This window comes from Actinomadura parmotrematis (assembly GCF_019458805.1).
GTDB lineage: Bacteria > Actinomycetota > Actinomycetes > Streptosporangiales > Streptosporangiaceae > Spirillospora > Spirillospora parmotrematis.
Map to the genome: position 1 here is coordinate 37,976 of NZ_JAIBOA010000028.1, position 24,155 is coordinate 62,130.

Consider the following 24,155-nt stretch of genomic DNA (forward strand, 5'->3'; position numbering starts at 1 on the left):
CCTATCGAGGGGGGCCGACAGAGCCGCCCCGATTTTCCGGCGCGATCGAGCGGAAAGCCCCGGGCGCGCGGGCGTCCGGGGCTTTCGCGGGGGTGCGTCAGATGAGGCCGAGCTTGCGGACGGCGTCGCGCTCCTCCGCCAGCTCGCCGACCGAGGCGTCGATGCGCGCGCGGGAGAAGTCGTCGATCTCCAGGCCCTGCACGATCGACCACTCGCCGCCGGAGGTGGTGACCGGGAAGGAGGAGATGAGGCCCTCCGGCACGCCGTAGGAGCCGTCGGACACGACCGCCATGGACGTCCAGTCGCCCTCGGCGGTGCCGTTGACCCAGGTGTGCACGTGGTCGATCGCGGCCGAGGCGGCCGAGGCGGCCGAGGACGCGCCGCGCGCCTCGATGATCGCGGCGCCGCGCTTGGCGACGGTCGGGATGAAGTCGTCCTCCAGCCACGCCTGGTCGTTCACCGTCTCGGCGGCGGACTTGCCGGCGATCTCGGCGCGGAAGATGTCGGGGTACTGGGTCGCCGAGTGGTTGCCCCAGATCGTCAGCTTCCTGATCTCGGACACGGAGACGCCGGCCTTCTTGGACAGCTGCGCGAGGGCGCGGTTGTGGTCCAGGCGGGTCATCGCGGTGAAGCGGGCCGCCGGGACGTCCGGCGCGTGCTGCTGGGCGATCAGGGCGTTGGTGTTGGCCGGGTTGCCGACCACCAGCACCTTGATGTCGTCGGCGGCGCCGGCGTTGATCGCCTCGCCCTGCGGCTTGAAGATGCCGCCGTTGGCCTCCAGCAGGTCGCCGCGCTCCATGCCCTTGGTGCGGGGGCGGGCGCCGACGAGCAGCGCGACGTTGGCGCCGTCGAACGCCCGCGCGGCGTCGTCGAAGATGTCGATGCCGGACAGCAGCGGGAACGCGGCGTCCTCCAGCTCCATCGCGGTGCCCTCGGCGGCCTTCACGGCCTGCGGGATCTCCAGCAGCCGGAGGCGGACCGGGACGTCCGCGCCGAGGAGCTGGCCGGACGCGATGCGGAACAGCAGCGCGTAGCCGATCTGGCCCGCGGCGCCGGTGACGGTGACGTTGACTGGGGTGCGCGTCATTGCCTGTTTCATCTCCTGCGGTGACCCGACGGGGCTCGGTCGGCCTCGCCGTCGCGTGTGTGCGGCGTGTGGACGGGCGGTGCTCCCGGGGCCGATCGCCCCGGACCGCCGCGCCCGGATCTCTCGGCGTCGAGATACTCCGTCCCTCAGGTTATCGCGCGCCCGGCCCGCCGCGTCCCGCCGGGCGCCCGGCGAGCATCCCCCCGCAAGATCATCATTTCTCGATCATGATTCGGCAGGCCGGGCGGCCCCGCCCCCGCCCGCGGGCACGCTCCCCGGCATGCCGAGAACGTTCACCTGCCTGCTGACGAGCGCGGCCCTGCTGCTCGGGCTCGCCTCAGCACCCGCGCGGGCGGAGGCGCCGCAGCCCCGCGCCGACGAGTTGAAGGTCACCCTGGTCGCCCGCCAGTGCGACGAGTACACCGACATCATGGCCAACCTGGCCCGCAACAACATCCAGGAGTCGCTCCGCGATCTCGGCAAGAACAGCGTCTACACGAGCGGCCAGCCGATCGACCCGTCGATCGAGGAGCCCAACGACCCGAACTGCCGGCCGCTCGTCGGCTGGGGCTTCGAGTGGGGCGGCAACTACACCGCCTCCGACCCGCTCAGCACCGTCACCGGCTCCGCCGGGCGCACGCCCGTCACCAAGGCGTCCACGCCCTGGCTCGACAAGGACGGCAACCCGACCGGGAAGAGCGTCCAGGCCGCCGTCACCGTCACCCTGAACTCCCAGCAGCAGAAGCTCGCGCAGAACGGCAACCTCTGGGTGCAGGGCGGCTACGTCTCCGACCCGCTGATGGACGCCGCCTTCGGCCGCGGCACCTACGGGTTCGGCGCGCTGCGCTGCTCGGTCGACAACCTCAACGGCGACAACGTCGAGACGGCGCGCTTCCCGTCCGGCTACAGCCACATCTTCTGCTACTACTACGCCGTCACCCCGCCGCCCACCGCCGGCAAGATCATCGTGCGGAAGCAGGTGGAGGGCGGCGGCGCCCAGACCCACCGCTTCCACTTCCACGGCAACGTCTCCTACAACCCCGGCGGCGCCTTCGACGAGGACGCCGCGCCCGGCGCTCCCGGCTCGATGACCTTCGACCGCGGCGAGACCCGCCCGCAGGACGACCCCTGGGAGTTCACCGAGGACATCCCCGACGGCTGGGAGCTGGCCTCGCTGACCTGCGACTCGGCGACCGATGAGAGCCGCGTCGAGATCAGCGGCGCGCACGCCGCCGTCACCCTCGCCGGCGAGGACACCGTCACCTGCACCTACACCGACCGGCGCGTGTTCAGCACCGGCATCTCGGTGTTCAAGCGCACCTACGGCGCCGTCGGCGGCCCGTTCGCCTTCACCGTGGACCGCCCCGGCGGCACGACCACCGACCTCGGCTCCCTGTCCACCCAGGTCCTCGGCCGGCCCGAGCTCGCCGGCCGCGTCGAGGACGCCGAGGCCGGCGTCTACACCCTGCACGAGACGCTCCCGGACGCCACCGAGCACGGCTACTGGACGGCGGACGGCGTCGAGTGCGTGTCCGCGACGCGCAAGGTCGCCAAGGCCGCGCCCACCCGCGCCCGGACCGCCCGCGCCGCCCGGCGCGCCACCCGCGTCGACTACAAGGTGGACCTGGCCGACACCCCGGTGAACTGCCTGTTCACCAACACCTTCCACCCCACCGGGAAGATCACCGTCGAGAAGCTCACCGTCGGAGGTTACGGGCGGGCCGACTTCCAGTCCCGCGGGCTGATCCCGACCGGCGAGGCCGCCACCTCCCGCGAGGTCGGGCCGGACTTCCGCAGCGTCACCACCGCACCCGGCCGCAATCCCGCGTCGACCTCCAAGGACCGGCTGCCGCTCGGCCGCTACTTCATCACCGAGCTGCACCACGACGACGCGGCCGGCCGCTGGGAGCTGACCTCGATCACCTGCGACGGCAGGACGCAGCCCGTCGGCGACGCGACCGCCACCGTCGACCTCACCGCCGCGCAGCCGAACCACACCTGCCGGTTCACCGACAGGTTCACGCCGTGGGGGAAGCTGCGCGTCGAGAAGCTGATCGAGGACCCGCGGGGCGTCCGCACCGGCCCGGTGAAGATCAAGGTGCGCTGCTCGGACGGGCAGACCGCCTCCTACACCGTCGAGCCCGGCCGTGACGGCCTCGTCCGCCTGCGGAAGCCGCTCGTCCTGCCGAGGGAGGCGAGTTGCACCGTCCGCGAGACCGCCGACGGCGCGCGCGGCCCCGCCTCCGTCACCGTCCGGCACCAGGTCGGCGGGGGCGCCAAGGCCAGGGGGCGCACGGTCACCGTCAAGGCCGGCGGGACGAAGTCGGCCACCGTCCGGTTCATCGACACCTACAAGGTGAAGCGCCGCACCAAGTAGCGGCGGGACCATAACGGCGAAGGCCGCCCCGGGATCACCGGGGCGGCCTTCGGCGCGAAGGGGCGGGCGCGTCAGGCGCCGACCTTCTTCTGGAGGTTGGTGTCCAGCGCCTCCAGGAACTGCTCCGTGGTCAGCCACGGGGTGTCGCCGCCGACGATCAGGGCCAGGTCCTTGGTCATCTGGCCGGCCTCGACGGTCTCCACGCAGACCTGCTCCAGCGCCCGCGCGAAGCCGATGACCTCGGGGGTGTTGTCGAGCTTGCCGCGGTGCTCCAGGCCCCGCGTCCAGGCGAAGATGGACGCGATCGGGTTGGTGGAGGTGGCCTTGCCCTGCTGGTGCTGGCGGTAGTGGCGGGTGACCGTGCCGTGCGCGGCCTCGGCCTCCAGCGTCCTGCCGTCCGGCGTCATGAGGACCGAGGTCATCAGGCCGAGCGAGCCGAAGCCCTGCGCGAGGGTGTCGGACTGCACGTCGCCGTCGTAGTTCTTGGCGGCCCAGACGAAGCCGCCCTCCCACTTCAGCGCCGCCGCGACCATGTCGTCGATCAGCCGGTGCTCGTAGGTGAGGCCCTTGGCGTCGAAGTCGGCCTTGAACTCGGCGTCGAAGACCTCCTGGAAGAGGTCCTTGAACCGGCCGTCGTAGGCCTTGAGGATGGTGTTCTTGGTCGACAGGTACAGCGGCATCTCCCGCTCCAGCGCGTAGCGCATGGAGGTGCGGGCGAAGTCGCGGATCGAGTCGTCGTAGTTGTACATGCCCATGGCGACGCCGCCGCCCGGGAAGTTCGCGACCTCGAACTCCATCGGCTCGTCGCCGTTCTCCGGGGTGTAGGTGATCGTCACCTTGCCCGGGCCCGGCACGACGAAGTCGGTGGCCTTGTACTGGTCGCCGTGGGCGTGGCGGCCGATGATGATGGGCTTGGTCCAGCCCGGAACGAGCCGCGGCACGTTCCGCACCACGATGGGCTCGCGGAAGATCACGCCGCCCAGGATGTTGCGGATCGTTCCATTGGGGGAACGCCACATCTTCTTGAGGCCGAACTCCTCGACGCGCGCCTCGTCGGGGGTGATCGTCGCGCACTTGACGCCGACGCCGTACTGCTTGATGGCGTTCGCGGCGTCGATGGTGACCTGGTCGTCGGTCTCGTCGCGGTACTCGATCCCGAGGTCGTAGTACTTCAGGTCGACGTCCAGGTAGGGCAGGATCAACTGGTCCTTGATGAACTTCCAGATGATCCGCGTCATCTCGTCCCCGTCGAGTTCGACGACGGGGGCGGCTACCTTGATCTTGGGCATGGTGATGCTGTCCCTTTCCTACACCGGCCAGCAGTCCTTGTAAGGCTCACTGGGGAGGCTATCCGAGCGAGGCCGGAGGTCTAGACCTCGCCCTACGAATACGTACCCATAGGGGCGTACCGCCCGTTCAACCGCTAATGGGGCACCACGTAGGCGACCCCGGCGATGGCGAAGGCGAAGACCGCCATCATCGTGACGTCCAGCCAGCGCTTGCGGGTCTCCAGCATGCCGATCTGGCTGGGCGGCAGGACGAGCCGGGCCAGCGCGCCGAACAGCACGGCGGCGGCCATCAGGCCCGAGCCCTTGCGGAAGTAGTCGAGCGCGCAGAGCGCGAGGCCGCCGCCGACGCCGGCGAGCACGATCAGGTAGGGCAGCCGCCCGAGCCAGTGCGGCGCCGCGCCCTTGCTTCGGGGTGCCCGGCGCCGTCGCCGGTGCAGCTCGGTGCTCATGCCCACGCTCCGCTCGCTTCGTCCCCTTCCACGGTAGTGGGAAAGGCGTCCGGTCACGACATCGGACGGCCCGCCGCGCCGCCGCCGGGCGTCCAGCAGATGAGACGCGACATTCCACCCCTTGACGGACATGGCCCCGGGACGAGGTGGGACAAGGGGTGCGGGACGGGCGCGGCGGGGCGCGGGAGCCCTTGCGCCATCTGGCCTACTCGCCAGTAGGAGGGTGTGACGGTGGGGCGGCCGGGTAACCCGGCAGACAGGGGTCGCTAACTAGCTGGGAGGACTGCCGTGGAGGGGCCGTTCATGCGGATCGAGGACAGCGGGCTGGTGGTGCCGCTGCGCCCCGACGTCACGACGGTCGGACGCGGACGAGGAGTCGACGTCCGTCTCGACGACCCGAGTGTGTCCCGTTTGCACGCAGAGATCATTCGGCGCGGCCCGTACGTCTACGTCGTCGACATGGGGCTGTCCCGCAACGGGACACGTGTCAACGGCCGGCCGATCGCGCGCCGCGTCCTGGAGGACGGTGACGTCGTGAGCTTCGGCACGGCGCGCTGCCGGATGGGGGGCATCCCCCGCGAGGAGGTCGACCCCGACGTCGAGCTGCGGCGCGCCGTGGCTCCCGAGCTCACCCGCCGCGAGGTCGACGTGCTGACCTCGCTCTGCCGGCCCGCCCTCTCGGACGAGGCGTTCGTCGCGCCGGCGACCGCCCGGGAGATCGCCGGCGACCTGGTGGTCACCGAGGCCGCCGTCAAGCAGCACCTGCTGCGGCTCTACCAGAAGTTCCGCATCCCCGAGGGCGCCAACCGGCGCACCCGGCTCGCCAACGAAGTGATCGCGATGGGGCTGGTGCGCCCGCTGCCGCCGGTGCACGTGCCCCAGCAGACCCGGCCGCCGATGGAGGGCCAGCCGGGGCCGGGCGGCGTCCGCCGTCCGGGACCGCCGGGCGCCGCGCACGGTCCCGGGAACGGTCCCGGGCACCTGACCGGGCCGGGCCGCCCGGCCACCGCGGCGGGCCGCCGGGCCAGCTGAGCAGGGCGGAGGCCCCGCGCCGCAGCCCGCGGCGCGGGGCTTCCGCGCGGGCTAGGCGCGGGCGCTCGCCTCGGCGGCCTCGACGACGTTGGCGAGCAGCATGGCGCGCGTCATGGGGCCGACGCCGCCGGGGTTCGGGGCGACCCAGCCGGCGACCTCGCGGACGTCGGCGGCGACGTCGCCGGCGAGCTTGCCGTCGACGCGGGAGACGCCGACGTCCAGCACGGCCGCGCCGGGCTTCACCATGCCGGCGGTGATGAGGCCGGGCACGCCGGCCGCCGCGACGACGATGTCGGCCTTGCGGGTGTGCGCGGCGAGGTTGCGGGTGCCGGTGTGGCAGAGCGTGACGGTCGCGTTCTCGGTGCGGCGGGTGAGCAGCAGGCCGAGCGAGCGGCCGACGGTGATGCCGCGGCCGACGACGGTGACCTCGGCGCCCGCGACCGGCACGTCGAAGCGGCGGAGCAGCTCCACGATGCCCTTCGGCGTGCAGGGCAGCGGGCCGGGCTGCATGAGGACGAGCCGGCCGAGGTTGGTCGGGTGCAGGCCGTCGGCGTCCTTGGCGGGGTCGATGCGCTCCAGCACGCGCTGCTCGTCGAGGCCCTTCGGCAGCGGGAGCTGCACGATGTAGCCGGTGCAGGCGGGGTTGCCGTTCAGCTCGGCGACGGCGCGCTCCACCTCGTCCTGCGAGGCGTCCGCGGGCAGGTCGTAGCGCAGGCTCTCGATGCCGACCTCGGCGCAGTCGCGGTGCTTCATGTTGACGTAGGCGTGGCTGCCGGGGTCGTCGCCGACGAGGACGGTGCCGAGGCCGACGCCGACGCCGCGCTCGCGGAGCGCCTCGACGCGGCCCTTCAGGTCGGTGCGGATCTCGGCGGCCGTGGCCTTGCCGTCCAGGAGCTGTGCCGTCATGTGCGTACCTCCGCGCGGGTCGAGCGCCGGGGCACGGGCCCACGGCGCCGGTCCCGGCCACCCAGGCGCGCGGTGGGCCGGTCCTGCGTCGCTCCCCGGTGGTCGAGTCCACCTTCTTCGCGCCAGTCGCGTGAGACACCCATGCTAACCGGCCAGTGGTCGCCCGGAATCCGGCATGTGCGGCTGGAGCCGCCGGCGCCGGAGCACGCGGAGGGACTGCTGGAAGTGGGCGGGGATCCGGAGGTGTGGCGGTGGCTGCCGGCGACGCTGCCGGAGATGCGGGGGGCGGCTGCGGCGGGGCGCGCCGCAGGGGGTGCGGTAGGGGGTCGCGGGAGGGGTCAGTCCTCGTCGGTGCGGCCGCGCCAGGCGATGACGCGGTCGGTGCCGTGCCAGCCGAGCTGGGCCGCCATGATCGCCGCGAGGAAGGCCGCGACCAGGCCGATCATCTGGCGCGCGTCCAGCAGCAGCGAGCCGGTCTGCACGATCGAGCCGGCCCAGAAGGTCAGCAGGGCGTCCATGGAGCCTCCCGATAAACCTGTACGGAGGTCACAAAAGCATCAAGCGACTGTGACCTTCCCGAGACTATCAACGGATCGGCGTGATGGGTCCAGTGATCGCTAAACATCCACAACCGGCCGCAGGGCCCGGTCCCACCCTGGGAACCGGGCCCTGCCTGCGGGAACGCCGCGAGAAATCAGTGGAAAAAGTGGCGCGTCCCGGTGAAGTACAGCGCGATTCCGGCCTTGGCGGCCGCCTCGATGACGTCCGGGTCGTTCTTCGAGCCGCCCGGCTCGACGATCGCGCGGACGCCCGCGTCGGCGAGCACCTGCAGCCCGTCGGGGAACGGGAAGAACGCGTCGGAGGCGCCGACCGAGGCGGCGGCGCGCTCCTCCCCCGCCCGCGCGACGGCGAGCCGCGCCGAGTCGACCCGGTTGACCTGGCCCATGCCGACGCCGGTCGTCGCGCCGTCGTGCGCGAGCAGGATCGCGTTGGACTTGACCGACCGGCACGCCTTCCAGGCGAACGCCAGGTCCGCCAGCGTCGCCTCGTCCACGGCCTCGCCGGTCTTCAGCTCCCAGGCGGCGGGGTCGTCGCCGGGGGCGTCCACCCGGTCCACCTGCTGGAGGAGGACGCCGCCGTCGATGCGCCGGGACTCGAACGGCGCGGGGACGCCGTCCTCCGCGACCAGCAGGCGGATGTTCTTCTTGCGGGTGAGGATCTCCAGCGCCGCGTCCTCGAACGCGGGCGCGACCAGCACCTCGGTGAACACCTCGGCGACCTGCTCGGCCATCGCGGCGGTGACCGGGCGGTTCACCGCGATGACGCCGCCGAAGGCCGACAGGGGGTCGCAGGCGTGCGCCTTGCGGTGCGCCTCGGCGACGTCGGCGCCGACCGCGATGCCGCACGGGTTGGCGTGCTTGATGATCGCGACGGCGGGCTCGGCGAAGTCGCCGGCGGCGCGGCGGGCGGCGTCGGCGTCCACGTAGTTGTTGTAGGACATCTCCTTGCCGTGCAGCTGCTCGGCGCCCGCGAGGCCGCCGCGGTGGCCGGTGTCGGTGTAGAGCGCGGCCTTCTGGTGCGGGTTCTCGCCGTAGCGGAGGACGTCCGAGCGCTGCCAGGTGGAGCCCAGGAAGTCCGGCCAGCCCGACTCGCCGGCCTGCGCGTCCGGCGCGTAGGTCGACGCGAACCAGGACGCCACCGCGACGTCGTAGGACGCGGTGTGGCCGAACGCCTCGGCGGCCAGGCGGCGCCGCTCCGCCAGCGTGAAGCCGCCCTGCCCGACCGCCTCCAGGACGGCGCCGTAGGCGCGCGGCGACACCACGACGGCGACGCTCGCGTGGTTCTTGGCGGCGGCGCGGACCATCGTCGGGCCGCCGATGTCGATCTGCTCCACGCACTCGTCGGGGCGGGCGCCCGAGTCGACGGTGTCGGCGAACGGGTAGAGGTTCACCACGGCGAGGTCGAACGGCTCGACGTGCAGGTCCTCCAGCTGCTGGAGGTGGTCGTCCTTGCGGCGGTCGGCGAGCAGGCCCGCGTGCACCCGGGGATGCAGCGTCTTCACCCGGCCGTCCAGGCACTCGGGGAACCCGGTGAGCTTCTCCACCTTCATCACCGGCACGCCGGCGGCGGCGATCCGCCCCGCCGTCGACCCGGTGGAGACGATCTCCACCCCGGCCGCGTGCAGGCCGCGGGCCAGTTCCTCCAGGCCCGTCTTGTCGTAAACGCTGATCAGCGCGCGCTTAATCGCGACCCGACTCACCGGTCGAGCTCCCCTCGTTGTCGGCCTCGTCCCCCGCGGCGGCGGAGGTGTCACAGGTACGGCACTTCATGGAGACCCGCCTGCCCCGCTCGGTCCACCCGTCCCGGGCGAGCCGTCCGACGACGTCGACGAGGAGGCGCCGCTCCACCTGCTTGATGCGCTCGTGCAGGGAGTCCTCGTCGTCATGCCAGCGCACGGGGACCGTTTCCTGGGCGATGACGGGTCCGGTGTCCACGCCTTCGTCGACGAAGTGCACGGTACAGCCCGTCACCTTCACCCCGTAGGCCAGGGCGTCCCGGACGGCGTGCGCGCCCGGGAACGACGGCAGCAGCGCCGGGTGGGTGTTGACGATCCGGCCGCCGAAGCGCTCCAGGAACCGCGGGCCGAGGATCTTCATGAACCCGGCGGACACCACCAGGTCGGGCGCGTGCGCGGCGACCGCCTCGGTGAGCGCGGCGTCCCACTCCGCGCGGTCGGCGAAGTCGGGGATGCGGACGGTGAAAGCGGGCAGGCCCGCCTCCTGCGCGCGCGCGGTGCCGGCGATCCCGGACCGGTCGGCGCCTACGGCCACCACCTGCGCCCCGTAGGCTGGGTCAGCGCACGCGTCGAGCAGCGCTTGGAGGTTGGTCCCCGCGCCGGAGACCAGGACGACGAGCCGGGCGGACACCATGACTCCCTGCTGTGGGGTACGGGTTCGGCGGCCGCGGCGTCTCCCGCGGCGGCCGTGGGAAAGCCTATAGGCCCAGCTCGTCAGCCCCGCACGACCAGCCGGAAACCGTCCCGGACGAGCCGGGACGGCGGCCACATGGAGGAGAGCACGTGAGCGAGCAGCCCGGCCAGGGCCACGGTGTCCAGACCCCCGAGCGGCCCCCGCGGCAGGACGCCGAGGCGGCCGCCGTGGTGGCCCGCCGCGCCGCCTGGCTCGGCGTCGGCGGGCTGTTGATCACGCTGATCTTCATGCCGCTCGGCCTGATCCTGTCGATCGCCGGCCTCGTCCTCGGGCTGCGCGCCCGCCGGAGCGTCCGGCACCTCGCGGGCGCGACCACCGGCATCGTCACCGGCGCGGTCGGGGTGCTGCTGTCGCTCGCCTCCATCGCCGTGCTGCTCTACATCTCCCCGCAGGTCAGCGACCTGAACGACTGCCTGGACGCGGCCAACACCGTCGCCGACGAGCAGCAGTGCCGCGACACCTACGTCCCCAAGATCGAGAAGCGGCTCGGCGCCGAGCCCGGCACCCTCGACTGGGCGTTCTGACCCCCCGCGCCGCGGCTACTCGCCGTCGGCGCCGGGGTCGCGGAGGACGTAGATGGCGCCGCCCCGGTTCTCGGTGCGGTCGGGGGCCGACTCGCGCTGCGACGGGACGGGGCGCTCCGGCTCCGGCTGGGTGAGTTCGGTCTCCACTTCGGGCTCGGGCTCGATCTCTGTGGCCTCCACCTCGTCGTAGGGCTCGGCGGGCGCGGGGGGCGTGTTCGGGCGGGCCTTCGCGCGGGCGGGGCGGCGCGGGGCGAGGACGGGCTCGGCCTCCTCGAACTCCATCGCCGGGGGCGCGAAGGGGTCGGCCGGACGCGGCGCGGGCTCGGCCGGGCGGGGCGGCTCGGGCCGCGGCGACCGGTCCTCCGCCGGGGCGGGCGCCGGGGCCGGGACGGGGACCGGCACCGGGCGCACGACCGGCTTGCGCTTCGCCTTCGCCTTCGCCTTCGCTTTGGCCTTGGGCGGGGTGGCGGGGCGGCGCTGGACGCGCCAGTTCGTCAGCCAGGCCGCGAGGGCGGCGGCGATGCCGACCTCCAGCGCCGCCAGCAGGCCGACCTGCCACGCCGACGGGCCGACCGCGACGAGGCGCCCGCCGCCGAGGGGGCCGCCCGACAGGGCCGCCAGGACGGCCGCGACGGCGCCGGTGAGCACGCCCGACGCGAACCCCCACATCGGCGCCGCCTCCTGCGTCAGCGTCGGCATGGCGCGCATGGTGAGCGTCCCGCCGACGATGCCGGCGAGGAACGGCGCGGCGAGCGCCAGCAGCGACAGCGCGGGCGCCTGGCCCGGCTCCGGCAGCGCGGCGAGCAGCGGGAACGCCGGGACCGCGTCCAGCGTCACGCCGTTCGGCGACACGCTGGTGCCCGCGCCGACCGCGAACCCCGGGCCGACCGCGTAGGCCAGGCCCCAGATGACGGCGTTCGGCAGGTACGCCAGCTCCACGATGATCAGCAGGAGGGTGCCGACGACGCCGGGCGCGAGCAGCCCGTACACCCGCCCCGCCTCCCCGATGTGCAGCGCGAGCGAGCCGCCGACGAGCAGGGCGCCCGACCCGAGCAGCACCGCGACCGCGCCGGACACCCCGATGACGAGCGAGCGCGGGCGCTCGGGCAGCAGCTTCAGCAGCGCGCCGAGGCCCGAGCGGACGCCGCGTCCGCGCGCGCGGGCCGCGACGAGCGCGCGGGCCGCGCCGAGGCCGCCCGCCACGACCGCCACCAGGAAGCTCGTGAGCAGCGCCTGCCAGGCCGACGGGTGCACCTGCGGCGAGGCCGCCGCGAGCGCCAGCATGCCCGCGAGGACCGCGTAGGGCACCGCCAGCGCCACGGCGACCCGCAGCACCGCGCGCCGGGAGCCGTCCGCGCCGCCCGCGGCGCGCAGGACCCAGCCGCCGCAGCGGTGCAGCAGGGCGCCCGGCAGCACGAGGACGCCGAGCGGCAGCAGCCCGAACCGGCCGCCGCTGTAGGAGAACCCGGCGTGGTGCGACACCAGCCAGAAGTTGACCACCGTCCGGAACACGCCCGGCAGGCCGTGGCCGAGGGCGGTGCGGGGCGCGGCGATCCAGCCGACGAGCGTGATCGTGGTGAGCACCGCGAGGCCGATGCCGACGCACCACAGGGCCCCGACGAGCCCCGCCACGTACAGCGGGCGCTGCGGGCCGCCGCCGGGCGGCTTCCGGGCCGGCGGCTTCGGCTTGGCCTTCGCCTTCGGTTCGGGCTTGGGCTTCGGTTCGGGCTTCGGCGCCGGTCCGGGCTTCGGCGCCGGTCCGGCCGCCGTCCCCGCGACGACCTGGGGGCGCTGCGCCTTGGCGCGCTCGGCGTCGGCCTTCAACTGCTGCGGCCCGAACATCGGGCGGCCACCGCCGCCGCCCTCGACGACGCGCGGGCGCGGCCGGCGGTCCGGCGCGTCCGGCGCCCGCTCCGGGGCGGGCCTGCCGCGCCGGGGCCCGCCGCGCTCGGGCTCGGCCCGGCCGGGCTCGGCGCGGTCCCCGGAGCGGCGGCGTCCGGACGTTCGGGGGGCGGGACGCGACGGTTCGGCCCGGGCGGGGGCCCGGCGGGATTCGGGATTGTCGTCGCTCACCCGCCCATGCTGGCACCGGCGCGGGCGCGCCGGGACCTGCCGCGCCCGGCGTGTCGTCTTTGTCATCGGAGCCGCCACCGGAAACTCCCCCGCCGGGACTTGACATCCCGGTCGGCGGTTACCTATAAATTCAGTTGTAGGTTTCCTCTCGCCGAGAGGGCAGGCTTCCGGGTGGAAGGACCCGGTGTTCTTCGGAGGTGATGGCGATGCTGCTCACGTCGATCGACCCCTTCGTCCAGGAGTTCGAGCGCCAGTTCGACCGGCTCGCGCGGCAGGCGTCCGGCCGCGGCGCCGAGGGCGCCCCCATGCCGATGGACGGGATCCGGCGCGCCGACGACGTCGTCCTGCGCTTCGACCTGCCGGGCATCGACCCCGGCTCGGTCGAGGTCACCGTCGACCGCGGGGTGCTGACGGTGTCGGCGCGCCGCGAGGAGGAGCTCGGCGAGGACGAGCGCCCGTTCGTGCGCGAGCGCACGATGGGCGTCTTCACCCGCCGCGTCTACCTGTCCGAGCACCTGGACGCCGAGGCGGTGGAGGCCGCCTACGACAACGGCGTGCTGGCCGTCCGCATCCCGGTCCTGGAGCGCGCGAAGCCCCGCAAGATCGAGATCCGGACCGGCGAGGGCGGGCAGCGCGCCCTCTCGCGCTGACGCCCATCGGGCGGGCGGCCCCGACCCCCGAGGCCGCCCGCCCGACCACCGCACGGCCCGCACCGCACCGCACGGCCCGCCGCCCGGCGACGAGAGGAGAACGGATGACCGACGACGATCCGCTGCCGCCCGGCCCCGCGGCCCTGGACGACCGGCACGCGCCGATCTACAGCATCGGGCAGGTCGCCGGCCTGCTGGACGTCCAGCAGGCGTTCCTGCGCCGCATCGAGGAGCAGCACCTGCTCTCCCCCGGCCGCTCCGAGGGCGGGCAGCGCCGCTACAGCCGCTTCGACATCGGCCGGGCCCGGCACGTCGCCGACATGGCCGACGAGGGCATGACGCTGCCCTCCATCCGCCGCATCATCGAGCTGGAGCACGAGCTGGCCGAGATCACCCGCGAACGCGACGAGCTCGCCGCCCGCCTCCGCGCCCTCCACGCCCGCCACCCCGCCGAGCAGCTCGACCGGCCCGGCCGGCCCACCTAGAGGACGGCCGGCAGCAGCCGGGACGGCAGGAGGGCAAGCGCGGTCCGCCCGGGAAGAGGACGACCACGGCGCTCAGGACGGCCGGAGCGACGGCCAAGACGGCAGGCGCCGGAGCGGCCGGGACGGCCGAGGCGCCTCATACGGCCGGAGCGGCCGGAGCAGTCGGGGCGGCCGAGGCGCCTCATACGGCCAGAACGGCCGGAGAGTCCGAGACGGCCCCGGCGGTTGGGCTAGTGCGGGTCGCCTGCCCGATGGAGGGTTGCCGGGCGGGCCGGGGCGGTCCGGAGGCGGTCCCGAGGCGGTCCCGGGGCGGTCAGGTGAGGTAGAGGGCGGCCAGGCGGGGGCAGTGGCGGCGGAGTTCGGCGGGGTCGTCGAAGTCGCCCTCGGTGTCCGGGCGGGGGCGGGGGACGGCCGGGAGGGAGCCGAGGGGCAGGTCGGTGCCGAAGGCGGCCAGATGGGCGGTGGAGGCGATGGCGAGGGCGTCCTCGCACTCCAGGGGCGCGCCGTCGGCGCGGGCGCGCTGGACGGCGGGCAGCGCGGCCAGCTTGTCGGGATCGTCGACGACGGTCGCGAACACCACCCGGCCCTGCGTGATCAGCCAGCCGCGGAAGTGGTCGAAACCGTCGTCGGAGCGGCCGCCGCCGATCAGGTGCGCGGCGGCCCGCAGCGGGGTCGTGCGGGAGCGCGCCAGCAGGCCGTCGATGACGGCCTGCACGCCGGTGATCTCCTCGCGGCTGCGGCCGGCGAGGACCTCGGCGGCGCGGTCGGCCACCTCCTCGGCGTCCGTCGTGCCCGTCTCGCGGATCCCGTCGATCAGGCCCCAGAACTCGTCCTCGGTCATGCCCGGCATCCTGCCACCGCCCCCGGACGCGCGGACGCCCGCGCCGCCGGGAGGGCGGTGCGGGCGTCCGGGACGACCGGCGGAGCGGTCAGCGGTTCTGCATGATCTCCCGCATGAGGCGGGCGGTCTCGCTGGGGGTCTTGCCGACGCGCACGCCGACCTTCTCCAGCGCCTCCTTCTTCGCCTGGGCGGTGCCGGCCGAGCCGGACACGATGGCGCCGGCGTGGCCCATCGTCTTGCCCTCGGGGGCGGTGAAGCCCGCGACGTAGCCGACGACCGGCTTGGTCACGTTCTTCTCGATGAACGCCGCGGCGCGCTCCTCGGCGTCGCCGCCGATCTCGCCGATCATGACGATCGCGTCGGTGTCCGGGTCGTCCTGGAACGCCTGGAGCGCATCGATGTGGGTCGTCCCGATGATCGGGTCGCCGCCGATGCCGACGCAGGTGGAGAACCCGAAGTCGCGCAGCTCGTACATCATCTGGTAGGTCAGCGTGCCCGACTTCGACACGAGGCCGATGCGGCCCGGCGTCGTGATGTCGGCCGGGATGATGCCGGCGTTGGACGCGCCCGGGGAGGCGATGCCGGGGCAGTTCGGCCCGACGATGCGGGTCTTGTTGCCCTTGGACTCGGCGTACGCCCAGAAGTAGGCGGTGTCGTGCACCGGGATGCCCTCGGTGATGACGACGCAGAGCGGGATCTCGGCGTCGATCGCCTCGACGACGGCGTCCTTGGTGAACTTCGGCGGCACGAACACCACCGACACGTCCGCGCCGGTCGCCTCGATGGCCTCGGTCACGGTGCCGAACACCGGCAGCTCGGTGCCGTCGAAGTCGACGCTCTGCCCGGCCTTGCGGGCGTTCACGCCGCCGACGACCTGCGCGCCCGCCGCGAGCATGCGGCGCCCGTGCTTGGTGCCCTCGGAGCCGGTGATGCCCTGCACGATGATCTTGCTGTTCTCAGTGAGCCAGATGGCCATGCTCATGCACCTGCCGCAGCGAGTTCGGCGGCGCGCTTGGCCGCGTCGTCCATGGTGTCGACCTGCTGGACGCCGGGGAGCGCCGCCTCGGTCAGGATCCGCCGGCCGAGCTCGGCGTTGTTGCCGTCCAGGCGGACCACCAGCGGGCGGTTCACGGACTCGCCGCGGCCCTCCAGCAGCTTGTAGGCGGACACGATGCCGTTGGCGACCGCGTCGCAGGCGGTGATGCCGCCGAAGACGTTGACGAACACCGACTTCACGGCGGGGTCCGACAGGACGATCTCCAGGCTGTCGGCCATGACCTCGGCGGAGGCGCCGCCGCCGATGTCGAGGAAGTTGGCGGGCTTCTGGCCGCCGAACTCCTCGCCGGCGTAGGAGACCACGTCGAGGGTCGACATGACCAGGCCGGCGCCGTTGCCGATGATGCCGACGCTGCCGTCGAGCTTCACGTAGTTGAGGTCCTTGGCCTTCGCCGCCGCCTCCAGCGGGTCGGCGCTGGCCTTGTCCTCCAGCTCGCCGTGCTCCTGGCGGAACCCGGCGTTGTCGTCCAGGGTCACCTTGCCGTCGAGCGCCTTGACGTCGCCGTCGGCGGTCAGGATCAGCGGGTTCACCTCGACGAGGGTCGCGTCCTCGTCGGTGAACACCGACCAGAGCCGCTCGATGATCTGCGCGGCGCCGTCCAGCGCCTCGGCGGGCAGCCGCCCGGCCTCGGCGATGGCGCGGGCCTTGGCGAGGTCCACGCCGTCCAGCGGGGAGACCGGGACGAGGCCGAGCCGGTCGTGCGGCACGTCCTCGATCTCCATGCCGCCCTCGACCGAGCAGATGGACAGGAAGGTGCGGTTCGCCCGGTCCAGCAGGAAGGAGAAGTAGTACTCCTGCGCGATCGCGCTGCCTTCCTCGATCAGGACCTTGTGGACCGTGTGGCCCTTGATGTCCATGCCGAGGATCTGGCCGGCCAGCGTCTCGGCCTCGGCGGCGTCGTCGGCGAGCTTGACGCCGCCGGCCTTGCCGCGCCCGCCGGTCTTCACCTGGGCCTTGACGACGACCTTCTTGCTGCCCGCGGAGAACAGCTCCTCCGCGATGGCACGCGCTTCCTGGGGAGTATGGGCGACCTTGCCGGTAGGCACCGGTACCCCGTACTCGGCGAAGAGCTCCTTCGCCTGATGTTCGAACAGGTCCACGAGGCGTCCTTAACGGATCGACAGCCAAATGACCACTCAAGTGGGGGTACACGGGGATCTCCGTGCGGCCGCCACTTCGCGGTCCGCTCCGTCGATGCAGCCTAGTCCTCCCAGGTCCATGGTCATGCCGCCGGGGCCGTTCCCGTCGTTCCCGCAGGTCGGTGCAGGGCGGCGGGGGTGGTGGCGGCCCCCTCCGGGTGTCCCGTGATTTGCCGCGGTTTGATCTACTTGGAGGGCCCCGGGGGACGGCCGGGGTCGCGGGGGCGAGAAGGGATCGACGCAGGTGGCCGGTGGCGGGAGGCGCTTCGCGCCGGGCGGCGGGGCGCGCCGGACGGTGCGGGTCACCGCGCTGCTGGCGGCGGCGGCGCTGGTGTCGGCGCTCGGCTCGGCCGAGCTGCCGCGGCGCGGCGAGCCGCCGTGGGCCAGTCCCGGCCTCGTCGGCGGGGGCGGCTGGCCGTTCGCCTCGCAGCCGCTGGACCCGGCGGACGCGGCGGGCGCCGCCTACGTCCCCGACAGCTCGGTGGTGCGGCTGAAGGACGGCCGGGTGCGGCTGATCCCGCTCGGCGCCGAGACCGCGGCCACGCTGGCGGCGTCGGATCCGCGGGTGGCGTCGGCGGTGACGATCGACAAGGCGTGGCTCGCGCGCGGTTCGGTGCCCGGCCTGAAGGTGCCGGTGCTGCCGGAGAACGTGGTGACGGCGCCGCGCGGCGGTGAGGCGCCGTCGGTGACGGCGCCCGCGACGCGCGCCCCGTCCACGCGGACGGTCGTCACGCAGTCCAACCAGAAGTACCGGGACATGGCTGCGCGCGCGCTGCTGGACCTGCGGCTCCTCACCCAGCCCAACGGGGCGTCGCTGGCGTCCTGGTACGGCGCGTGGCGCTACTCGTGGCCGCGTGACTCCGCGTTCGCCGCCGCCGCGTTCACCGTGACGGGCCACCGCGTCGAGGCGCAGCGCATCCTGCGGTTCCTGGCCGGTGTGCAGGCCGGGAACGGGATGTGGGCGGCCCGCTACAACGCCGGCGGGAGCGCCGTCGCCGACGGGCGGGCGCCGCAGTCCGACTCGCTCGGCTGGGTGCTGTGGGCGGCCTGGCTGTTCCACGAGAAGGACCCCGACGCCGCCGCGGGCATGCCCGAGCTGTGGACGATGGTGCGGCGCGCCGCCGACCGCCTGGCGGGCTCGCTCGGGGCGGACGGGATGCCGCCGCCGTCCTCGGACTACTGGGAGCGCTCGCCGGGCAGCGAGCAGGACCCCGGGACGGCGACGCTCGGCGTCGTCGCGCCCGTCCTCGCCGGGATGCGGTCGGCGGCGGAGTTCGCGCGCGAGACCGGGCACGCCGCCGACGCGTCCCGCTGGGAGGCGGCCGCCGCCCGGCTGGACGGCGCGGTGGCCGCGCGGTTCGCGCCGCTCGGCTACCCGCGGTCGGCGGTGCGGGACGGCCGCATGGACACCTCGGTGACGTTCCTCACGCCGCCGTTCGCGCCCGCCGACCCGTTCGTGGCGGGCGCCGTGCGGCGCGCCGCGGACAAGCTCGCGCTGCCGAACGGCGGGGTGCTGCCCGGCGAGCGCTGGTCGGGCAACCAGAAGGTGGCCTGGACGCCGGAGATGGCGCTGTTCACGCTGTCGGCGGCCGCGTCCGGCCGCACCGCCGAGGCCGTCCACCGCCTGGACTGGCTCGCCGCGCACCGCACCTCGCTCGGCTCGCTGCCCGAGAAGGTGGACGACGCCGGGCGCCCGGCCGCCGTCGCGCCGCTCGGCTGGACGGCGTCGCTGGTCGTGCTGAGCCTGTCCGCGCTGGAGGCGCCGCTACCGGTACCGGGCGTCTGCACGAGCGCCAGCACGGGCGTCCGCACGGTCGCGGCCGGTTCCGGTCAGGCCCAGAACTGCTCGTAGCCGAGCTTGGCGACCATCGCGGTGACGACGCAGAGCAGCACGACGCGGACGAAGCCCGCGCCGCGCCGGACGGCGGTGCGGGCGCCGAGCTGCGCCCCGGCGATGTTCGCGGCGGCCATGGCGAGGCCGAGCGCCCAGAGGACGTGGCCCTGGACGGCGAAGACGGCGAGCGCGCCGAGGTTGGTGCCGGTGTTGATGATCTTGGCGTTGGCCGAGGCGTTGACGAAGTCGGTGCCGAGCAGCGTGGTGAAGGCGAGCACCAGGAACGTTCCGGTGCCGGGGCCGACGAGCCCGTCGTAGAAGGCGATCAGCAGGCCGGGGACGAGCACCGCGGCGGCGAGCCGGCGGCGCGTCCGCAGGACGGCGCGCGGCGCGCGCCCGAGGTCCGGGCGGAGCACCACGAGGGCGGCGACGCCGAGCAGCACCACCATGATCAGCGGTTTGAGCACGGCCGCCGAGATCGCCGCCGCGCAGAGCGCGCCGCCCGCCGCCGACACGACCGCGATCGCGCCGGCGGGCAGCGCGACCCGCAGGTCGGGCTTGGCGTGCCGCAGGTAGGCGACGGCGGCCGACGACGTCCCGGCGATCGAGCCGAGCTTGTTGGTCGCGAGGGCCGCCGCGACCGGCTGGCCCGGGACGAGCAGCAGCAGCGCGGGGAGCTGGATGAGCCCGCCGCCGCCGACGACGGCGTCCACCCATCCGGCGGCGAGCGCGGCGAGCAGCAGGAGGACGACGTGCTCGGCCTGCACGGGGCTCCTTCGGACGATCGCGGAAGTAATGAGTCAGGACATGGAACGCTTATGACCCTAATGGTGGAGACAGTTCTCTAGGTCCGCGGCGCCACCCCGGCGACACCTTGCCCGTGTTCGCCCGGGCACTGAGGGTGAAGGGCATGGCCTACGTCGTTCTGCTCGGCACGCTGGACACCAAGGGCGCGGAGTACGGGTGGCTCCGCGACCGGCTGCGCGGCCTCGGCGCCGACGTCGTCCTCGTCGACACCGGCACGCGGGGCGCGCCGCGCGTCGTCCCCGACGTGCCGCGCGAGGAGGTGGCGCGCGCCGCCGGCCTCGACCTCGCCGCGCAGGACGACCGGGGCGCCGCGCTCACCGCGATGGCGGGCGGCGCGGCGGCCGTCCTCGTCCGGCTGCACCGGCGGGGGCGGCTGCACGGGGTGCTGTCGGTCGGCGGCAGCGGCAACTCGGCGCTGTCGACGGCGGCGATGCGGGCGCTGCCGGTGGGCGTGCCGAAGCTGATGGTGTCGAGCATGGCGTCCGGCGACGTGTCGCCCTACGTCGGCGGCAGCGACCTCACGCTCATGTACAGCGTCGTCGACGTCGCCGGCATCAACCGCGTCTCGGCGCGGGTCCTCGCCAACGCCGCCGACGCGATCGCGGGCATGGCCGCCGGGTACGCGGCGGGCCGCCCGGCCGTCCCGGCGGGGTGGCCGGTGGTCGGCGCGACGATGGCGGGCGTCACCACGCGCGGCGTCGACGCCGCCCGCGACCTGCTGGACGGCCTCGGCTACGAGGTGCTGGTCTTCCACGCGAGCGGCGCGGGCGGCCGGTCGTTCGAGGCGATGGCGGGCTCGGGGGCGCTCGCCGGGGTGCTGGACGCGACGCTGCTGGAGGTGTCGACGGCGCTGCTCGGCGGCGTCGGCCGGGCCGGGCCCGAGCGGCTGGAGTCGGCGGGCCGGGCGGGCGTCCCGCAGGTCGTCGGGCTCGGCGCGCTCGACATGGGCAAGTTCGGGCCGTCGGTGCCCGAGCGGCTGCGCGGCCGGCACGTCCACATGCACAACGCGGCGGTGGCGGTGGTGCGGACGACGCCCGCCGAGTGCGCCGAGCTCGGCCGCCTCGTCGCGGGCAAGCTGCGCGCCGCGACCGGCCCGGCGGCGGTGTACCTGCCGCTGCGCGGCCTGTCCACGCTCGGCCTGCCCGGCGGCCCCTACCACCGGCCCGACGCGGACGCGGCGCTGTTCGACGCGGTCCGCGAGGGCCTCGCCGGCTCCCCCGTCGAGGTCCACGAGCTGGACACCGACGCCAACGACCCGGCGTTCGGGCTCGCCATGGCGACCCGCCTGCACGCGATGCTCGCGCCCGCCGCCGTCCCGCTGACGTACTGACCGGCGCCGGGCGCGGCGGCTCAGAGCAGCTCGGCGTCGTGGACGAGCAGGGCGAGCTGGGTGCGGTTGTTCAGCTCCAGCTTCGCCAGGATGCTCGACACGTGCGCCTTCACCGTCGGCACGCCCATCCCGAGCGCCGCGCCGATCTCGGCGTTGCCCTCGCCGCCCGCGACGGCGACCGCGACGTCGCGCTCGCGCGGGGTGAGGGCGGCGAGCGCGGCGCGGGCGCGGCGGGCGGCGTCCGCGCGGTCGGTGACGTGCGCCATCAGCCGCCGGGTGATCTGCGGGGACAGCATCGGCTCGCCGCTCGCGACCTGCCGCACGGCCGCGACGATCCGGGCGGGCGGGGAGTCCTTCAGCAAGAACCCGGCGGCGCCCGCGCGGAGCGCCTCCACGACGTTCTCGTCGGTGTCGAAGGTGGTGAGGACGATCACTTCGGGCGGGTTCGGGCGGGCGCGCAGCCGCCGCGTCGCGGCGATCCCGCCGACGCGCGGCATCCGCAGGTCCATCAGCACGACGTCGGGGAAGCAGGCGGCGACGGCGTCCGGGACGTCGGCGCCGTCGGCGGCCTCGCCGACGACGCGGATGCCCTCGGCGCCGTCCAGCATCATCGTGAGGGCTGCGCGGACGAGGGTCTCGTCGTCCACCAGCAGGACACGCGTCATCGCTCCGCCGCCGGGAACGGCAGCCGGGCGGCGAGCCGGAACGCGCCGCCCGCCGCGCCGTGCTCCGCCGCGCCGCCCGCGAGGCGGACCCGCTCGGCGACGCCGACGAGGCCGGTGCCCGAGCCGGGGAGGGCGGCCGTGCCGCCGGTGAGCGGATTGGTCAGCTCGACGGTGAGGCCGTCGCCGGGGCGCCCGGCGAGGGCGACGCGGACGGGCGCGCCGGGGGCGTGCTTGCGGGCGTTCGTCAGCCCTTCCTGGATCACCCGGTAGACGGTACGCGACAGCGTCGGCGGCAGCCCGGCGGCGTCCTCCACACCGCCCGCGAGCTCGACGGGCGTGCCCGCCGCGCGCGCCTCGTCGAGCAGGGCGGGCAGGTCGGCGAGGACGGGCTGCGGGCCGTCGGGCTCGGCGCCGTCGCCGGCGGCGCGGAGGACGGTGAGGACGTCGCGCAGCTCGCCGAGCGCCTGATGCGCGCCGTCGCGGACCACCCCGGCGGCCTTGGCGAGCTGCTCGGGCGGCGCGTCCGGCCGGTACTCCAGCGCGCCCGCGAAGGTCGCGAGCAGCGACAGGCGGTGCGCGAGGACGTCGTGCATCTCGCGGGCGATGCGGGCCCGCTCCAGGCCGCGCGCCTCGGCGACGCGGGCGTGCTGCTCGGCCTCGGCGCGGGCGGCGCGCTCGCGCAGCGAGGCGATCAGCGCGGCGCGCGCCTGGTGCAGGGTGCCCCAGCCGACGAGCGCGGCGTGCGCGACCGCGATCAGCACCAGCCACCAGCCCCACGACAGGCCCGGCGTCGGGCGGACCGGCCAGCGGGCGGCGTGCGCGGCGACGCCGGCCGCGCCGACCGCGACGGCGAGCCGCAGCGGGCGGCGCATCGCGGTGTGCAGCGTCCCGACGGTCGCGGCGGGCGTCGCCGCCGGGGACACGGCGGCGAGCGCGTCCATGAGCAGCGTCGCGAGGACGGGCCGGGCGGGCACGAGCGCCAGCAGCAGCCAGGCGGCGGCGCCGGCGGCGACGTCCAGGGCGAGCAGCCGCCCGGCGGCGGGCTGCCCCCAGACCGTCGCCGCGATCAGCAGTCCGATGGGGACCATCAGCGCCGCGCGCTCGGCGACGGGCCGGTGCGGCCGGGAAAGGGTGGTCACGGGGCCACGGTAGGCAGCCGCGCCGCCGCGCGACAGCTACCAAAGTCGGGGGTGGGGCCGTCCGCGGACCGATGTGCGCGGCCGGCGCCCGGGTGCATCCTCGGCGGCATGAACACCACGAAGCAGACCGCCCCCGCGCCGCACCTCCGCCGCGCCGCCACCGTCCTCGCCGCCGCTGCGGCGGGCCTCGCCGTCTGGGCGGTCGCCGGGCCGCTCGCCGGCGTCGACCTGGACGCGAGCGGGCAGCACGTCGGCGGCCCGCAGGTCGCCCTCACCGGCCTCCTCGCGGGCGCCGTGTCCTGGCTGCTGCTGACCGGCCTGGAGCGGTTCACGAGCCGCCCGCGCCGGGCCTGGACGATGTTCGGCGGGATCTCGCTGGTCCTGTCGTGCACGGGCCCGTTCACCGCCGACGGCGTCGCCGCCGGCGCCGTCCTCGTGCTCCTGCACCTGGCCGTCGGCCTGACGCTCCTGCTCGGCCTCCGCGCCACCCTCAAGGACGCCCCCTGCGCCCCCGCCGCCGCGTGACCGGCGGTCAGGGCGCCGCCGTCGGAGGGGCGGCGGCGTCCCCGGTCTCGGTCTCGTCGAACAGGTCGGCCTTCCAGCGGTCGATCAGGGCCGTGTTGTCGAAGTCGTCGGGGTGGAAGCCGGGGCGGGTGTAGGCGCGGATGCGGGCGATCGCGTCGGGCTTCAGCCACGGCGAGGACGGCAGCTTGCGGAGGCTCGCGGTCAGCGCCCGCAGGTCGTAGGCGGCGCGGTCCTTGGCCAGCGAGGCGAGCACGCCGGTGAAGGTGCCGGCGAGCAGCCCGAACGTGGCGTAGCGCATGGCCCAGACGCGGACGCGCTCGTTGCCGCTCACCGTCATGAACACGTCGAAGGCGACCGACTTGTGCTCGCTCTCCTCCAGCGCGTGCCAGAGCAGCAGCCGCCGCACCTCCGGCGAGTCGATGATCGCGCGGGCCTCGGGGTCCAGGAGCAGCACTTCGGCGAGCGTCGCGGTGTAGTGCTCCAGCGCGGCGGTGACGGCGAGCTGGAAGTCCTTCGGCAGCACCCGGTGCGCGAACGCCAGGCCGTACTTGGTGCGGCGGTCCACGAACCGCGTCGGGTAGCCGAGGTCGGCGAGCCGGTCGTTCAGGTGCCGGTGCTCGCGGCCGTGCGTGACCTCCTGGCCGATGAACCCGGCGACCTGCCGCTGCAGCTCCGGGTCGGTGATCTCGTCGCGGTAGGCGCGGACGGTGCGGACGAAGAAGTCCTCGCCCTCGGGGAACAGCGCCGACAGGACCGCCACGATGTGGCTCATCATGAGGTCGCCGCCCGCGTAGTGGCGCCGCAGCGTCCCGGGCGGGTAGCTGAACGAGACGCGGCGCGTCCGCACGCGGCGCGGGCGGACGGCGACGGCGGGGCGGGTCCGGGCGGCGGGGCTGCTCATGGGGACTCCTGGGGCGTGGGGCGTCCGCGGCGGCGCCGCGGGCGGCGGGCCCGCG

23 protein-coding genes and 1 riboswitch are annotated in these 24,155 nt (G+C 74.7%); of the genes, 8 read left to right on the plus strand and 15 right to left on the minus strand.

Annotated features, from left to right (window positions below; genetic code table 11):
* Positions 1-97 precede the first annotated feature (97 nt).
* A complete protein-coding gene (locus K1Y72_RS31475) occupies positions 98-1,087 on the minus strand; it encodes a malate dehydrogenase (protein WP_220170164.1) in 990 nt (329 codons plus the stop codon).
* 280 nt (positions 1,088-1,367) lie between these two features.
* Here K1Y72_RS31475 and K1Y72_RS31480 point away from each other — a divergent pair, with 280 nt between their 5' ends.
* Positions 1,368-3,464 (plus strand): prealbumin-like fold domain-containing protein, encoded by a 2,097-nt coding sequence (locus K1Y72_RS31480; protein WP_220170165.1) that lies wholly within the window; start codon positions 1,368-1,370, stop codon positions 3,462-3,464.
* Positions 3,465-3,535: 71 nt separating this feature from the next.
* Here K1Y72_RS31480 and K1Y72_RS31485 read toward each other — a convergent pair whose 3' ends face one another.
* Both K1Y72_RS31485 and K1Y72_RS31490 read right to left on the minus strand, forming a co-directional pair.
* Entirely contained in the window at positions 3,536-4,753 is a 1,218-nt protein-coding gene (locus tag K1Y72_RS31485) for an NADP-dependent isocitrate dehydrogenase (RefSeq protein WP_220170166.1), read from the minus strand.
* 134 nt (positions 4,754-4,887) lie between these two features.
* Positions 4,888-5,202, minus strand: a complete 315-nt coding sequence (locus K1Y72_RS31490; RefSeq protein WP_220170167.1) for a DUF3017 domain-containing protein — start codon at positions 5,200-5,202, stop codon at positions 4,888-4,890.
* Between the two features lie 288 nt (positions 5,203-5,490).
* On the opposite strand from K1Y72_RS31490, the gene K1Y72_RS31495 reads away from it, so the two are divergent.
* Positions 5,491-6,234 carry an FHA domain-containing protein gene (locus K1Y72_RS31495; RefSeq protein WP_220170168.1) on the plus strand — a complete coding sequence of 248 codons (744 nt, stop codon included), beginning with the start codon at positions 5,491-5,493 and terminating at the stop codon, positions 6,232-6,234.
* A gap of 51 nt (positions 6,235-6,285) precedes the next feature.
* Here the strand turns inward: K1Y72_RS31495 and K1Y72_RS31500 are convergent, their stop codons facing one another.
* From K1Y72_RS31500 to purN, 4 genes are all read right to left on the minus strand, one after another.
* The gene (locus tag K1Y72_RS31500) at positions 6,286-7,140 is read right to left on the minus strand and encodes a bifunctional methylenetetrahydrofolate dehydrogenase/methenyltetrahydrofolate cyclohydrolase (RefSeq protein WP_220170169.1); all 855 of its coding nucleotides are present in this window, start codon (positions 7,138-7,140) and stop codon (positions 6,286-6,288) included.
* A 52-nt stretch (positions 7,141-7,192) separates the two neighbouring features.
* Positions 7,193-7,280, minus strand: a riboswitch (ZMP/ZTP riboswitch).
* Between the two features lie 198 nt (positions 7,281-7,478).
* Positions 7,479-7,658, minus strand: coding sequence for a hypothetical protein (locus K1Y72_RS31505; RefSeq protein WP_220170170.1), 180 nt, complete (start codon positions 7,656-7,658; stop codon positions 7,479-7,481).
* A gap of 176 nt (positions 7,659-7,834) precedes the next feature.
* The gene (gene purH, locus K1Y72_RS31510; protein ID WP_220170171.1) at positions 7,835-9,400 is read right to left on the minus strand and encodes a bifunctional phosphoribosylaminoimidazolecarboxamide formyltransferase/IMP cyclohydrolase; all 1,566 of its coding nucleotides are present in this window, start codon (positions 9,398-9,400) and stop codon (positions 7,835-7,837) included.
* Positions 9,381-10,070, minus strand: a complete 690-nt coding sequence (gene purN / locus K1Y72_RS31515) for a phosphoribosylglycinamide formyltransferase (protein WP_220170172.1) — start codon at positions 10,068-10,070, stop codon at positions 9,381-9,383. The genes purH and purN overlap by 20 nt, the downstream gene beginning before the upstream one ends.
* 149 nt (positions 10,071-10,219) lie before the next feature.
* On the opposite strand from purN, the gene K1Y72_RS31520 reads away from it, so the two are divergent.
* Positions 10,220-10,654, plus strand: coding sequence for a DUF4190 domain-containing protein (locus K1Y72_RS31520; RefSeq protein ID WP_220170173.1), 435 nt, complete (start codon positions 10,220-10,222; stop codon positions 10,652-10,654).
* Between the two features lie 15 nt (positions 10,655-10,669).
* Here K1Y72_RS31520 and K1Y72_RS31525 read toward each other — a convergent pair whose 3' ends face one another.
* Entirely contained in the window at positions 10,670-12,727 is a 2,058-nt protein-coding gene (locus K1Y72_RS31525; protein ID WP_308287317.1) for a cell division protein PerM, read from the minus strand.
* A gap of 206 nt (positions 12,728-12,933) precedes the next feature.
* Here K1Y72_RS31525 and K1Y72_RS31530 point away from each other — a divergent pair, with 206 nt between their 5' ends.
* Both K1Y72_RS31530 and K1Y72_RS31535 read left to right on the plus strand, forming a co-directional pair.
* Positions 12,934-13,377 carry an Hsp20/alpha crystallin family protein gene (locus K1Y72_RS31530; RefSeq protein WP_220170174.1) on the plus strand — a complete coding sequence of 148 codons (444 nt, stop codon included), beginning with the start codon at positions 12,934-12,936 and terminating at the stop codon, positions 13,375-13,377.
* A gap of 104 nt (positions 13,378-13,481) precedes the next feature.
* Complete coding sequence (locus K1Y72_RS31535) at positions 13,482-13,862, plus strand: MerR family transcriptional regulator (RefSeq protein WP_220170175.1); 381 nt, start codon at positions 13,482-13,484, stop codon at positions 13,860-13,862.
* Positions 13,863-14,175: 313 nt separating this feature from the next.
* On the opposite strand, the gene K1Y72_RS31540 is transcribed toward K1Y72_RS31535, so the two are convergent.
* From K1Y72_RS31540 to sucC, 3 genes are all read right to left on the minus strand, one after another.
* Positions 14,176-14,703, minus strand: coding sequence for a DUF4240 domain-containing protein (locus K1Y72_RS31540; protein WP_220170176.1), 528 nt, complete (start codon positions 14,701-14,703; stop codon positions 14,176-14,178).
* 88 nt (positions 14,704-14,791) lie between these two features.
* A complete protein-coding gene (sucD, locus tag K1Y72_RS31545; RefSeq protein ID WP_220170177.1) occupies positions 14,792-15,679 on the minus strand; it encodes a succinate--CoA ligase subunit alpha in 888 nt (295 codons plus the stop codon).
* A gap of 2 nt (positions 15,680-15,681) precedes the next feature.
* A complete protein-coding gene (sucC, locus tag K1Y72_RS31550; protein ID WP_220170178.1) occupies positions 15,682-16,860 on the minus strand; it encodes an ADP-forming succinate--CoA ligase subunit beta in 1,179 nt (392 codons plus the stop codon).
* Positions 16,861-17,143: 283 nt separating this feature from the next.
* On the opposite strand from sucC, the gene K1Y72_RS31555 reads away from it, so the two are divergent.
* Positions 17,144-18,751, plus strand: coding sequence for a glycoside hydrolase family 15 protein (locus K1Y72_RS31555; RefSeq protein ID WP_220170179.1), 1,608 nt, complete (start codon positions 17,144-17,146; stop codon positions 18,749-18,751).
* Here K1Y72_RS31555 and K1Y72_RS31560 read toward each other — a convergent pair.
* Complete coding sequence (locus K1Y72_RS31560; protein WP_220170180.1) at positions 18,730-19,500, minus strand: sulfite exporter TauE/SafE family protein; 771 nt, start codon at positions 19,498-19,500, stop codon at positions 18,730-18,732. The two genes, K1Y72_RS31555 and K1Y72_RS31560, sit on opposite strands and share 22 nt — an antisense overlap.
* Before the next feature lie 143 nt (positions 19,501-19,643).
* Between K1Y72_RS31560 and K1Y72_RS31565 the strand changes: the two genes are divergently transcribed.
* Complete coding sequence (locus K1Y72_RS31565; protein ID WP_220170181.1) at positions 19,644-20,870, plus strand: Tm-1-like ATP-binding domain-containing protein; 1,227 nt, start codon at positions 19,644-19,646, stop codon at positions 20,868-20,870.
* A 20-nt stretch (positions 20,871-20,890) separates the two neighbouring features.
* Here the strand turns inward: K1Y72_RS31565 and K1Y72_RS31570 are convergent, their stop codons facing one another.
* On the minus strand, positions 20,891-21,535 hold the full coding sequence (locus K1Y72_RS31570) for a response regulator transcription factor (protein ID WP_220170182.1): 645 nt from the start codon (positions 21,533-21,535) through the stop codon (positions 20,891-20,893).
* Positions 21,532-22,674: a sensor histidine kinase gene (locus K1Y72_RS31575; RefSeq protein ID WP_308287318.1), complete on the minus strand. Its 1,143-nt coding sequence runs from the start codon at positions 22,672-22,674 to the stop codon at positions 21,532-21,534. The genes K1Y72_RS31570 and K1Y72_RS31575 overlap by 4 nt, the downstream gene beginning before the upstream one ends.
* 108 nt (positions 22,675-22,782) lie before the next feature.
* On the opposite strand from K1Y72_RS31575, the gene K1Y72_RS31580 reads away from it, so the two are divergent.
* Positions 22,783-23,199 carry a DUF6069 family protein gene (locus K1Y72_RS31580; protein WP_220170183.1) on the plus strand — a complete coding sequence of 139 codons (417 nt, stop codon included), beginning with the start codon at positions 22,783-22,785 and terminating at the stop codon, positions 23,197-23,199.
* A gap of 7 nt (positions 23,200-23,206) precedes the next feature.
* Here K1Y72_RS31580 and K1Y72_RS31585 read toward each other — a convergent pair whose 3' ends face one another.
* Complete coding sequence (locus tag K1Y72_RS31585; RefSeq protein WP_220170184.1) at positions 23,207-24,100, minus strand: metal-dependent hydrolase; 894 nt, start codon at positions 24,098-24,100, stop codon at positions 23,207-23,209.
* Positions 24,101-24,155 lie beyond the last annotated feature (55 nt).

Bases quoted from the DNA above. Each gene is read 5' to 3' on its own strand.
- sucD (WP_220170177.1), bottom strand. From the start codon at position 15,679: ATGGCCATCTGGCTCACTGAGAACAGCAAGATCATCGTGCAGGGCATC.
- purN (WP_220170172.1), bottom strand. From the start codon at position 10,070: ATGGTGTCCGCCCGGCTCGTCGTCCTGGTCTCCGGCGCGGGGACCAAC.
- K1Y72_RS31580 (WP_220170183.1), top strand. From the start codon at position 22,783: ATGAACACCACGAAGCAGACCGCCCCCGCGCCGCACCTCCGCCGCGCC.
- K1Y72_RS31570 (WP_220170182.1), bottom strand. From the start codon at position 21,535: ATGACGCGTGTCCTGCTGGTGGACGACGAGACCCTCGTCCGCGCAGCC.
- K1Y72_RS31480 (WP_220170165.1), top strand. From the start codon at position 1,368: ATGCCGAGAACGTTCACCTGCCTGCTGACGAGCGCGGCCCTGCTGCTC.
- K1Y72_RS31475 (WP_220170164.1), bottom strand. From the start codon at position 1,087: ATGACGCGCACCCCAGTCAACGTCACCGTCACCGGCGCCGCGGGCCAG.
- K1Y72_RS31485 (WP_220170166.1), bottom strand. From the start codon at position 4,753: ATGCCCAAGATCAAGGTAGCCGCCCCCGTCGTCGAACTCGACGGGGAC.
- K1Y72_RS31530 (WP_220170174.1), top strand. From the start codon at position 12,934: ATGCTGCTCACGTCGATCGACCCCTTCGTCCAGGAGTTCGAGCGCCAG.
- K1Y72_RS31500 (WP_220170169.1), bottom strand. From the start codon at position 7,140: ATGACGGCACAGCTCCTGGACGGCAAGGCCACGGCCGCCGAGATCCGC.
- K1Y72_RS31490 (WP_220170167.1), bottom strand. From the start codon at position 5,202: ATGAGCACCGAGCTGCACCGGCGACGGCGCCGGGCACCCCGAAGCAAG.
- K1Y72_RS31540 (WP_220170176.1), bottom strand. From the start codon at position 14,703: ATGACCGAGGACGAGTTCTGGGGCCTGATCGACGGGATCCGCGAGACG.
- K1Y72_RS31565 (WP_220170181.1), top strand. From the start codon at position 19,644: ATGGCCTACGTCGTTCTGCTCGGCACGCTGGACACCAAGGGCGCGGAG.
- K1Y72_RS31585 (WP_220170184.1), bottom strand. From the start codon at position 24,100: ATGAGCAGCCCCGCCGCCCGGACCCGCCCCGCCGTCGCCGTCCGCCCG.
- K1Y72_RS31505 (WP_220170170.1), bottom strand. From the start codon at position 7,658: ATGGACGCCCTGCTGACCTTCTGGGCCGGCTCGATCGTGCAGACCGGC.
- K1Y72_RS31535 (WP_220170175.1), top strand. From the start codon at position 13,482: ATGACCGACGACGATCCGCTGCCGCCCGGCCCCGCGGCCCTGGACGAC.